Below are 12,120 nucleotides of genomic sequence, written 5' to 3'. Positions count from 1 at the left end.
TTCGGGGCGTAGCGTAGTCCGGTCATCGCGCCTGGTTTGGGACCAGGAGGTCGCAGGTTCGAATCCTGCCGCCCCGACTGTTTTGGTGATTTTCTCAAAATTACACAATGGGTGCGTAGCTCAGCTGGATAGAGCATCTGCCTTCTAAGCAGACGGTCTCAGGTTCGAATCCTGACGCGCTCACAAAAAAACTCACAATAAAAATTGTGAGTTTTTTTGTTTTTTAGACTTATCAATCTATTGATTCCATCTCTGATATCATATAATTTCGAATGTAGACTTAAAGAAATTATATTCTGTCTTGATTCGTATGTATTTTTGAGGATTTTTAACGCAAATACTTTTATTTTGAAAAAAGAAAAAATAATCTTTTCTAACTTTAAAATCACATTGATCAACATTCATTTTCAGCAATTCAGCTTGTAGCCATTCACCAATATTTTCAATTCCGTTTTGCGGAAGTTTTTATTAGAACTATGCTCCAGATTTTGAATATTTTCTATTTTTATTTTGAAAAGCTTCCAGACAATTTTTCTTCAACTTTTAAATTAAATGATAAAAGAGACGAAGATGATGAATAATACTAAAATTTTAATTTTTTTTCATTCTTAAAATGAGGTAAATCAATGATTATTAACAAGCTAAAGCTACAGAAAAAAATATTAATGAAAACTTATTTTATATTTTATTTTTTAATTACAAAAAATACTCTATCTTTGCACCCACAAAAAACAAGGTAAATCTTGTTAAAAGATGACCTTTAATCGGGGCGTAGCGTAGTCCGGTCATCGCGCCTGGTTTGGGACCAGGAGGTCGCAGGTTCGAATCCTGCCGCCCCGACTGTTTTGGTGATTTTCTCAAAATTACACAATGGGTGCGTAGCTCAGCTGGATAGAGCATCTGCCTTCTAAGCAGACGGTCTCAGGTTCGAATCCTGACGCGCTCACAAAAAAAAGAGAAATCAAGATTTGGTTTCTCTTTTTTATTAAATTATATGTTTCTGCTACATACTTTATTCAAAATCTATCGATAAATACTATGTCGGACATTCTTGTGAAGACTTACAGTAATGATTAAGAAAGCACCTTTCAAATCATACAGGTTTCACTTCAAGAGCTAAAGATTGGACAATTATATACTTCGAAAGTTTTCAAAATAAATCTGATGCTTACAAAAGAGAAATTGAAATTAAATCGTGGAAAAGTAAATCAAAAATTAAAAAAACTATTAGAAAATCAGACTCAATAGAGCATCCCGATTTGTAATCGGGACGGTCTCAGGCTCGAATCCTGACGCGCTCACAAAAAAAAATCAACATCCGAAAAATCAGGAACAGATGGTGCTTTTCTACTATCAACAGTATCTTTAAACTCTTTCAGTCTTGGATAAATAAGATCTGAAAGAGTATATTTAAAATCATAAAGTTCTCCGTTTGTCATATTATTAAAATAAAAAACCACTGTAAATATACAGTGGTTTTCAAATTTATCGATAATATATCATTTCAACTTACACAATCTTTAACCCAACATCTTTTTGAGATATACATTAATTTTAAAATTTTTCTTGTTAATTCTTCATTGCGTACATATTTACCAACTCCAACTCTATATACAATGCCGTTCGAGTATGTGAAAATCATGTCAATCCTTTTTCCACTTAAAAATATTTCTAAATATCCATAATTATGACTGATCATTATATCTTCTCCCTCTGAGAAATTATTGATTGTTTCACAAATAAATATTCGATCTTTACTTTTTACTTCCAAATAATCTATTCCTCCATTTTCTGCATACCATCTATTTTCTATACGAATATTGGGTTTTTCACAATCTACTATAGTTTTTCCACATCCAGTCAGAGAAATAAGAAGTAATATAAAAAATAAAGAAATGACCCTGGCTTTCATATTTAAGTCATTTCAGCTTATACGCACTTCCATTCCAAAGATAGGTTTTAGACAAACGCTTAACCTTTTCTCTGTCATTATCATCTTTTTCCATTTCCTCCATTTTAAAGATAAAAGCATTGGGAACTCCGCCTTTGTCGTTTGGAAAAATAAATTCTTCACTGTGATGATAGACATCGGCATCACCTACATTCATCAATTGTGGAAGAGCAATCAGTTTTTTGTCTTTAAATAAAATATACTGATCATAACCCGCAATTCCACACGCCTCTCCGGAAACGATAGCTTTTAAAGTAAAATCTACGTTCTGAAGTTTGTGGTTGCTTTCGATATTGAAAGTTCCATAACTTAAACTTTCACCAGAACCCGTTTCAAAGAAAACCTCATCGAGTAAAGAATTTCCTTCAACAACTTTCACACTTGCAATATTCTGCTTGTAATCTTGATTAAACTTTTTATCTCTTTTATCGACCGTTTTTGAAATTCCGAAAAGAAAATCGTAACCGTTTTTGTTTCTGTAACCAATACAAAGATTTGCACCCCAAATGTAACCTTCCAAAGTTTTATTTTCTCTCTGATAAGATATTTTGTACCAGTTTGAACTTCTTTCACCTAATTGCAAAATAGTTTCATCTTTTTTGAGAATTAGAATCTGCTGATTTGACTGCAAAGAATCCAAAATCTGAGAATTCACATTCGGTTGCTGTCTGACTCTTGTTTGATCGGTAAAAATCTTCTGCGTCTTGTTTTCTTCAAAACTAAAAACACCATTTGCGTATACTTCTTCCTGTGCAGAAAAAAGCTGAAGAACAAATAGAAATACAGTGATTAAAAAAGATTTCATATTAATATTGGTGTGATTATTTTTCAAGCAAAAGACTTACCCATTCTTCACGCTGCAATTTCTTTTTCAGTTCTAAATTATTTTCTTTACAAACCTCCAAAATATCGTCCACATCAAAGAAGCATAATCCTGAAAGCAGTAATTTTCCGCCATCGTTTAAAACAGAAACATAGGTTGGAATGTCTGAAATCAGGATATTTCGGTTGATATTTGCCAAAATAATATCGTAGTTTTCATTTCCTAAATTATCTGCAGTTCCCAATTCGATATCCAATTCAACATTGTTTCTTGCTGCATTTTCTTTAGAATTTTCAACCGACCATTCGTCGATGTCGATCGCTTTGGTTTCGCCGGCTCCGTTCTGCTTTGCATAAATTGCCAATACCGAAGTTCCGCAACCCATATCCAAAACTCTTTTTCCGTTGAAATCAATATCCATCATTTGTTGGATCATCAGATGTGTTGTCGGATGATGACCAGTTCCGAAAGACATTTTTGGCTGAATGACAATTTCGTGCATTCCGGGAACAGATTCGTGGAATTCTGCTCTGATTAAAACTTTATCATCAATATTGATCGGCTCAAAATTCTTTTCCCATTCTTCGTTCCAGTTGATGTTGGGCATTTCTGTGAAAGTGTACTCAATTTCCACCTCATCATTCTGAAAAATTGGTAAAGATTTTAAATCATCTTCTTTGAAAAGATCTTTCTGGATATAGCCTAAAATACCGTGAATTTCTTCTGTAAAACTGTCGAAACCGATTTCTATGAGTTCGGCCATTAATATATCACTCCAAGGCTGAAGCGGAGAAATTTTGAAATCGAATTCTAAATAATTTTGCATGTGAATAATTTGTTGCAAAAATAGATAATTTAAAAATTAGAGTTTACAAAATTGATAGACTTTATACTATCATTTAGTGTGTCATTCCGGAGAAATCTAATTTATTGACATATTCATTGTCGAGATTCCTGCGGAATGACAAACTTCACGTTTATTTGTAGAAAGTTTGTTTTAAGTAAATTAATTTCCAATCATTTGTCATTCTGTAGGAATCCAGACAAAATCTTTTTTAGATAAAATATTACAAACTTTGCTTAGATTCCTGCGGAATGACAAACTTCACGTTTAATTTATTTAACATTTGAAATTATTTCATTGCGCTGCTCACTGACAATGAAAGATTTAAACATCAAAAAAAGCGAACCGAAGTCCGCTTATATCTATCCTTGTAAAAACTAATTTTAATATCAAGTTTCTAACTTCTATTCTATGGATTTGTAGAGAAAATAGAACCGTTTGCGATCAATGCACGTCTGTTCATTTTCAAAATATCTCTTACCCATTCTGCAAAGTCTTCCGGCTGAAGAACTTTATCGGGATTTCCGTCTGTCAAACCACCTTCAATCGACATATCTGAAGCAATTGTACTTGGAGTTAAAGTAACAACACGAATATTTTGCTTTCTCCATTCCGCCATCATCGATTGAGATAAAGAAACTACAGCTGCTTTTGATGCCGCATAAGCCGACATATTCGGACCGCCTTTCAGACCTGCAGTTGAGGCAACGTTGATAATATCACCTTCACCTTTTTCTTTGAGAAAAGGATATACAGCTTTTGCTGCGTAATAAACTCCGAAAAGATTGGTTTTGATGACCTGTTCCCAAACTTCAGAAGACATTTCTTCGATCGATCCGAAATCGCCGATTCCTGCATTATTAATTAGAATATCGATTCCTCCTAACTGTTCTGCCAAAGATTCGATTCCTGCTTTTACGTGAATTTCGTTATCTATACTGAAAACTGCATATGATGAGTTGACACCCAGTTTCTTGATTTCGTCAACGGTCATTTTAAGGTTTTCCTCGTTTCTACCGGTTATACCGATGTTGACACCTTCATTGGCAAGGATTAAAGCAACTGCTTTCCCAAGACCTCTTCCGCCACCCGTAATGATGGCATTTTTTCCTTGTAAGTTCATTCAAATAATTTTATGGCACAAATTTACGAAACCATTTTTTTAAACAAGCGTTTATTATTTTGATTTAACTTAATACTTTCATCAGAAAATTCTATTTAAAACAAAACCGGCTTACGAATAAGCCGGTTTCTGAAAGTAATATATTAAAGTAAAAAATTGAAACTAAGGAATAAGGATACGATCCTTTACTTCAAAATTTTCTGAAGTAGCAAACTGGTTTCCGTACATATCATAAGCTCTCACCTCAACTGTATGTTTACCGAGAGTTAATTTATTTCCAAATCCTCCAACCCAGATGTGTTTTGAAAATTCAGGGTTTGAAGGTCTTCTTCCCGGAAAAAGATCCTGGGTTGTATCCCATTTGAAAACAGATTGTGCAAAATTCGGGTCAATGGTTTCGTTGTATTCCATTTCCTCCCATTTTCCACCGTCTATTCTGTATTCTACTTTGTCTTTTTTGCTTCCTATGAAGAAATTTGCCAAAACTTTTGCTGAGGTTTTTGATGGGAAAGGAATGACTTTTGGCAAGTACAATTTGATCTGATAACCTTCCGGTTTGCCAGCTGTTTTGTATTTAACTTTATATTGATTATCATTAAAACTGATGAAAGAATATCCTTTTGCAGTACCATCTCTCATGGTAGAAGTCGGCAATCCGATCTCATCTGAAGTTCCTGACCACCAATCGCCGCAAGTGGTTCCTACGTTATATTCATGAAGATCTTTTGTACCGTTCCAGCCCTGTGGTTTTCCGTAAAAAATCTGTTGTTGAATATGTGTGTGAGCAGATAGCAATAAAGCATTTTTGAAAGGTGAAAGTGCATCAAACAATTTCTGACGGTCTGCATTTCTGAAGTTGTCTTCGTTGTTATGATCCAAAGGAATATGGAAAGAAACTACGATCAGTTTATTTTTATCGACTAATTTCAAATCATTTTCAATAAACTTCATCTGATCTTCACGAAAACCTCCCCAATACCCTTTTCCGTCTCTCGGATCCGGATATAAAATATCGTCTAAAACCATGAAGTGAACATTTCCGTAATTGAAAGAATAGTTTGCCGGACCGAAATTGGATTCAAAAGTTTCGTCTGAAAGCAGGTCTTCTTTCGCTTCATAATTCATATCATGATTTCCCATCACGTTGTACCAAGGAAGTCCGATCTCCTTCATTACATCTGCGTAAGGCTTTTGAAGACTCAGATTATCACCCACCAAATCTCCCAAACTGATACCAAAAACTGCGTTTTTCTTAGTATCTTTTACTTCGTTTACGATGGCTCTTCTGAAATAATCCAATTCTTTCTCTGTATAAGGTTGCGGATCTCCGAAAACCAGGATGTCAAAATTTTTGCTTTCTTCCTGTTTTTCCAGAGCGAAATTTACTTCTTTCGCAAGATTTCCTGTTGGCGCAACTCCTTTGTATTTAAAATCAGTTGGTGAACCTTTTGGCTTGTACTGATAATAATATTGCGGAAGATTATTTGAATTTAAAGCCAATTTAAAACCTGAAGGCTTGATCACAAAAATCGTCTGATCTTCCACAATCGGTAAGCTGTATTTCCCGTTTTTGTCGGTTAAAACAACCTGCACTCCGTTGGAAACTGCTACGTTTTCTACTCCTTTTTCACGGCTTTCTTTCTTCTGGTTTTTGTTGCTGTCTTCAAAAACATATCCTGAAACCGAGGTCTGAGAAAATGCCATCGCTGAAACTAACAGACATGGCAATATTATTTTTATATTCATTTTTTTTAACTTAAAATTAATTACTGATTCCACCAGTTGATCACGTTGATATTATCTCCTCCTATCGACTGCACTGCCGCCTGATAATTGGTTGTATTAAGAATCTTGGTTTGAACAGGATACATTAGACGTTGGGGTAATTTACCATCATTTAACAAACCTCCGTTGTTTGGAAGCACCGGAAAGCCTGTTCTTCTTTTTTCATACCATTGCTGTTGATCTACAAAGAAAAGAGCAATATATTTCTGAAGCATAATTCGTTGTAAAGTACCGTTGTAAGCAACATTTGGATTAGTAAAATAGTTGGCAGGAACTACTCCACCCCATTGTTCTACAGCGGCTTTTACTCCGTTTTCATAGAAAGTCTGAGCATTTCCTGAGATAATTCCTTTCTGAGCAAATTCCGCAAGAGTCAACTGAAGTTCTGCATAAGGATAAATAAGAATTTTAAGCGGCGCTTTAGCCAGATTCTGATTCATATTAGAAGGCTGATAAGTAAATGCTGTTCCCGGAGCATAACCTGCAGGAGCACCTTTATAACCAAGGTTTGCCTGAGTGGTAATATCTTTAGCCTGAGAAAAGAAAGTAGCCAGTCTCGGATCGTTGTTGCTTTTCAGTGTTTCTACAAAAAATTCTGCAGCAGCTCTACCTGTTGTAAAATCCTGCGGTCTTGCAATCGGAGGCAAAAGTGGAGCAACACCTGTAATATCTAAACCTGCAGTATCTGCATTACTTGTCATTAAAGGATAAATTGTAGGATTATTAACTATTTCCTGAATTTTCCCATAGACATCTATTTCACCATTTTTCTTTAAAATTCTTCCCAGCAACCTTAACGACAGAGAATTACAGAACTTTTTCCATTTAACAATACCTGTAGCAGAAGCACTTGCTCCGAAGAAAAGATCTGCATCTGAAAGTGTTTGTGTTGTTACAAATAGTGAATTTGCAGTTTTTAAATCTTCAAGAAGTTTTATATAAATATCTTTCTGCTTATCAAATTTCGGCTGGGTAATTCCGTCTTCCACACGAGAGGCTTCGCTGAACGGAATATCACCAAAAGTATCGGTAAGATTTGCAAACATCCATGCATTCATCACCAAAGCAATCGCCTGGTAATTTTTATCACCTTGTGTAATGGCGAAGTCATACATTTCTTTGTTTTGTCTCAGCCATTTATAAGAAGTATTCCAATAAGAATTTCCTGTAGATTCTGTAATGTAATATCTGCTGAGTGAGTTTCCTTCATTCGGAAAATCGATAGAAACCTGCATGATATCAAAAGTGAAACTATTGGCTCTGTTGTAAGCATTTGCTGCCATGTTATATTGTATCGGCATCAAAAGACTTCCCGCTGTAGGCGTATTGATTTTACTGGTGTCTGTATTTATTTCTTCGAAAGATCTGTCGCAAGAGGTAAGCATTGCGGCCGCCAAAAGCACTGTACAGAATTTTGAAACTTTGTTTTTCATAATTTTTCTTTTTTAAAATTTAGCATTCAGTTGTATACCAACCGTTCTTGCTGTTGGCAATTGACCAACCTCAACTCCCGGTGTAATAGAAGAATCGTTAAGTGTTGCTGCTTCAGGATCAAAAAGCGGGAAATTCTTAGTCAGCATCATCAAGTTTCTTCCGTATAAAGAAAGGCTCAGATTAGACATTTTAAGATTCTTCACAATATCCTGCGGAAAATCATAGGTAATTGTTGCTTCTCTCAGTTTGATAAAACTTGCATCAAAACTGTTGGTTTCTATATTAGCTCTTCTGTAATAATCTCCATAATACGTGTGAAGCGCAACTGCTTTTGTATTGGTAGAAAAACTACCGTCTGCATTTTGTACAACACCTGCACCAACGAAAGTTCCATTCGGGTTGTCTCTTCCTGGCAAAGTATTCTCCAATTTACCTTGTTCAGACATTTTGTGGTGAGACTGAGAGTATACCATTCCTCCGTACTGACCATCGATACTGAATGAGAGCGATACATTTTTGTATCTGAATGTATTTTGTAAACCACCTCTCCATTTGGCGTAAGCATTTCCTACATATTCTATTTTTGTAGATTTTGCCGTTAAACCATCCGAACCATAAATTACCTGACCGTCCGGAGATCTCTGTAATTTTGCTCCATACATATCTCCTAAAGATCCGCCTACTACAGCATTGAAAAAAACAACTCCTCCTACGGATGACATTGTATATGGTTCTCCATTAAATTCACCCGGCAACGAAAGAATTTTATTTCTGTTCATTGACCAGTTGGCATTTACATTCCACGAGAAATTCTTAGTTTTGATGGGATATGCTCCTAAAGTCATTTCGATCCCTCTGTTTCTGATTTCGCCGGCATTGATGATTCTCGTAGAATAACCGGTTTCTATCAATGTTGGAACAGGGATAATCTGATTATCTGTATTACTTTGATATACTGTAACATTGTATGTTAATCTATTTTTAAGAAAACTAAAATCCATCCCTGCCTCAATATTGGTATTCATTTCAGGTTTTAGATTTGGGTTGAAATAAATTGAGGCAATCTCTGCAGAATTATTAAAATCGCTGGTATTGTAAGTTTGCAACAAGTTATAAGGATCCGTATCACTTCCTACCATCGACCATGAAGCTCTGACTTTCCAGAAGTTAAAATTGTTTGATTTTAAATTAAAAATATCTGAAAGTAAAAGAGATGTAGCCACTGAAGGATAGAAATACGACCTGTTGGCTTTTGGAAGTGCGCTCGTCCAGTCGTTTCTTGCCGTAACATCCAAAAACACAACGTTATCGTAATTTAAAGATGCTAAACCGTACAAACTGTTCATTTCTTTATCTCTTGGCTGAGGAACTTTTGTAATAAGAGCAATAGCATTGGTAAGTTCATACAAACCAGGAATTTTCAATCCTGTCGCACGATAATCGTTTAATACATATTCGTTGTAGCGAAGATTTCCGCCTGCTGATGCATTAAAACCAAATTTTCCGAAGTTATTTTTATAACTGAATAAAACATCCGTATTGAATTCAGAATTTTTGATTTGTTGTTCTCTGTAATATCCCTGAAGATAGTTTGCAGAGCTGTACGGTCTTTTTGTTGTTCTTAGTTCATCGGTAAGCTCAATCCCCGAACGCAACATGACATCAAAATTTTTGGCAAATTTGTAAGTGGCAGTTACATTTCCGGTAATAAATTTTTTATCTAAGCCATTAAGCATTTCGTATGCAATCAAATACGGATTATCAATAAAAGAACTGAACGGATGTATCTGATCTATTTGATCTTTCCCTTTCTTCCAGATCGGTCTGTACCAATTTAGATCGACATTCGGATTCTGGAAAATCATGAAATAAGAGATCGACTGATTGTTGTATCCTGTAGCCGGAAGATTATCACTTTTCGTGTTATTGTAAGAAAATTTGGTTACAATACGAAGCTTATCACTTGCCTGATGATCAACTGACAGAGCTCCGCTGAATCTATCGAAGCCAGTATTGGGCATCATCCAGTTATTTTTTGTGTAATTTAATGATGCTCTGAAAGCTGTTTTTTCTGTAGAACTTTCAATTGATAAATTATTGGCATAAGTAGTTCCTACTCCCCAAAAATCTTTTATATTATTTTTGTAAGGTCTCCACTCTTGTCTTTGAAGACTTTGTCCTTCTACTGTCGGGTCGTACTGGAAATAAGACTGACCGTCAAATTTTGGTCCGAAAGCACTACTTGTAGAACCTGTATTTACACCATCCGGAGAAGCTCCATAAGAATAGTAAAACTGACCTGCAGAATTTTTCTGTAAGGTTCCCTGTCCGTATTCATACTGATAATCTGGCCAATGCAAGACAGAATCAAAACTTGTATTAGAATTAAAAATTACATTGACTTTACCATTTTTAGATTTACCGGATTTTGTGGTAATCATAATAGCACCGTGCATTCCTCTGGAACCATACAAAGCTCCTGCAGTAGCACCTTTCAATACCGTAACAGATTCTATATCTTCAGGATTGATGCTGTTGAAATTATTCCCAAAATCTACAGGAAGATCACCACCTGTTCCCGCTCCGTATGCAGCATTTCCCGTTCCGGTGTTTGTTCCTCCCAAAGGAACTCCATCTACAACGATCAAAGCCTGATTATTATCCAAATTCATAGAAGCGCTTCCTCGCAAAGTAATTTTTGCAGATCCCAAAGGTCCTGCTCCTGCGGTTTGAATTTTCAGACCTGCCACTTTACCTTCCAAAGCTTGAGCCCAGTTATTATTCTGAGTTTTTGTAAATTCTTCTCCATCTACCTTTTCAGCAACATAACCTAATGATTTGTCTTGTCTTTTAATTCCGAGAGCTGTAACAACAACCTCTTCAATATTCTTCACAGTATCTTTCTTTACCTGTTGCTGAGCCGCCATATCGACGCTTACCAACCCTAAAACGGATAATAGAAGTAATTTTTGAGTCTCCTTGCGCATATCTAATTTGTTTGCGCAAAAATATAAAGGCATTATGAGTAAGTCTTTAACATCGTTTTAACATATTTTAAACAATTTTTGAACGATATATTAATTTCTTTTAACAAATAAAACTATTTACCTCTTATACACTCATTTAGATACATTAATAAAGTTTAATGCTATACATGAAATATTTTGACCATAACTTTATGATCTTAAACCATAAAAAAAATGCCTGATAGAAAATCCATCAGGCATACACACTATTATTAATTATTATTAATTAAGTTATTTATTCTTCAACTGATCCGGAATATTGGTGGTAACAAAACCTATCCCTTGTTTTTTCAGTTCTTCGTACACTTCAAGTTTATTGACCGTCCAGGAATTGGTAATAAGTCCCAAAGCTTTTGCCTCTGCAATCCAGGTAGGATTTTTCTCAAAAACACTATAATGATAGTCAATACCATCCAGACCTTGCTCCTTTATCTGTTGAGGAGATAATTCGCCATTCAGATACTGAACTTTAAATTCCGGAGCCATTTTTTTAATCTGTTTACAGACATTCAGACTAAATGATATGTACTCACTTTGAGACTCAAGTTTCATATCTCTGATCATTTTTATTGTTTTTTCAACAATTTCGTTTTCCAGAGCCTCAGCTTTTGCAGGTTTAATTTCTACAATCAGCTTCAGAGATTTATCTTTTTTTCCCTGTTTCAGATAATCTTTCAAAGTCGGAAACTTTTCTCCGTTTGAAAGCTTCACTTTTTCAAGCTCTTTAAAATCAAAATCTGAAATCTCCATTTTTCCGTGGTGCTCGTCATGATTGATAACGAGAATACCATCTTTGGTCATTCTCACGTCAAACTCAGAGCCATAAATTTTAAGGCTCTGGGCATTTTCCAATGCTTTAATCGAATTTTCAGTTGTGGGAGGCTGTGTCTGGAAGTAGCCTCTGTGTGCGATAATTTGGGTTTGTGCATTCATAATTCCTGCGCTTAAAAAGGCAAACCCTAAGATAAACTTTTTCATATTTAAAAAATCCTCTACATTTAAATTAATACTATATATGTAATCAAAGATAACAAACTTATGACTGTCTATTCTGAGAAATATTGTGACACGATCAGAATAGTGACCGCAAAAATAAACAGAGATATCGGAATTTGTTTTAACATTAGCTGAACA

Annotated in this window: 9 protein-coding genes, 4 tRNA genes and 1 pseudogene; 5 read left to right on the top strand and 9 right to left on the bottom strand. The window is 35.2% G+C overall.

The annotated features are described in order from the left end of the window. Positions 1-2: 2 nt before the first annotated feature. The 5 genes and pseudogenes from AC4FQ5_RS09180 to AC4FQ5_RS09160 form a co-directional block, all read left to right on the top strand. Positions 3-77: transfer RNA gene (locus tag AC4FQ5_RS09180), tRNA-Pro, on the top strand. A gap of 32 nt (positions 78-109) precedes the next feature. After that, positions 110-183 (top strand) — tRNA-Arg (locus tag AC4FQ5_RS09175). 582 nt (positions 184-765) lie between these two features. Then, positions 766-840 (top strand) — tRNA-Pro (locus AC4FQ5_RS09170). 32 nt (positions 841-872) lie between these two features. Beyond that, a tRNA-Arg gene (locus AC4FQ5_RS09165) sits at positions 873-946 on the top strand. A gap of 139 nt (positions 947-1,085) precedes the next feature. Further along, positions 1,086-1,265, top strand: a pseudogene (locus tag AC4FQ5_RS09160) (GIY-YIG nuclease family protein); the annotation flags it as partial. Between the two features lie 33 nt (positions 1,266-1,298). Here the strand turns inward: AC4FQ5_RS09160 and AC4FQ5_RS09155 are convergent. The 9 genes from AC4FQ5_RS09155 to AC4FQ5_RS09115 form a co-directional block, all read right to left on the bottom strand. Beyond that, a complete protein-coding gene (locus AC4FQ5_RS09155) occupies positions 1,299-1,439 on the bottom strand; it encodes a hypothetical protein (protein WP_491142660.1) in 141 nt (46 codons plus the stop codon). Between the two features lie 65 nt (positions 1,440-1,504). Further along, positions 1,505-1,912 (bottom strand): hypothetical protein, encoded by a 408-nt coding sequence (locus tag AC4FQ5_RS09150; protein WP_491142658.1) that lies wholly within the window; start codon positions 1,910-1,912, stop codon positions 1,505-1,507. A gap of 7 nt (positions 1,913-1,919) precedes the next feature. Next, on the bottom strand, positions 1,920-2,756 hold the full coding sequence (locus tag AC4FQ5_RS09145) for an SH3 domain-containing protein (protein WP_491142657.1): 837 nt from the start codon (positions 2,754-2,756) through the stop codon (positions 1,920-1,922). A gap of 16 nt (positions 2,757-2,772) precedes the next feature. Then, positions 2,773-3,600, bottom strand: a complete 828-nt coding sequence (gene prmA / locus AC4FQ5_RS09140; protein ID WP_491142655.1) for a 50S ribosomal protein L11 methyltransferase — start codon at positions 3,598-3,600, stop codon at positions 2,773-2,775. Between the two features lie 427 nt (positions 3,601-4,027). Next, the gene (locus AC4FQ5_RS09135) at positions 4,028-4,741 is read right to left on the bottom strand and encodes a 3-ketoacyl-ACP reductase (protein WP_491142653.1); all 714 of its coding nucleotides are present in this window, start codon (positions 4,739-4,741) and stop codon (positions 4,028-4,030) included. A gap of 162 nt (positions 4,742-4,903) precedes the next feature. Further along, the gene (locus AC4FQ5_RS09130) at positions 4,904-6,487 is read right to left on the bottom strand and encodes a calcineurin-like phosphoesterase C-terminal domain-containing protein (protein WP_491142651.1); all 1,584 of its coding nucleotides are present in this window, start codon (positions 6,485-6,487) and stop codon (positions 4,904-4,906) included. Between the two features lie 20 nt (positions 6,488-6,507). Beyond that, on the bottom strand, positions 6,508-7,959 hold the full coding sequence (locus tag AC4FQ5_RS09125) for a SusD/RagB family nutrient-binding outer membrane lipoprotein (RefSeq protein ID WP_491142649.1): 1,452 nt from the start codon (positions 7,957-7,959) through the stop codon (positions 6,508-6,510). Between the two features lie 12 nt (positions 7,960-7,971). Beyond that, a complete protein-coding gene (locus tag AC4FQ5_RS09120; protein ID WP_491142647.1) occupies positions 7,972-10,947 on the bottom strand; it encodes a SusC/RagA family TonB-linked outer membrane protein in 2,976 nt (991 codons plus the stop codon). Between the two features lie 270 nt (positions 10,948-11,217). Then, positions 11,218-11,964, bottom strand: a complete 747-nt coding sequence (locus AC4FQ5_RS09115) for a glycerophosphodiester phosphodiesterase family protein (protein WP_491142646.1) — start codon at positions 11,962-11,964, stop codon at positions 11,218-11,220. Positions 11,965-12,120 lie beyond the last annotated feature (156 nt).

The organism is Chryseobacterium sp. DT-167, assembly GCF_058310155.1.
This window is presented reverse-complemented; position numbering and strand designations above follow the sequence as displayed.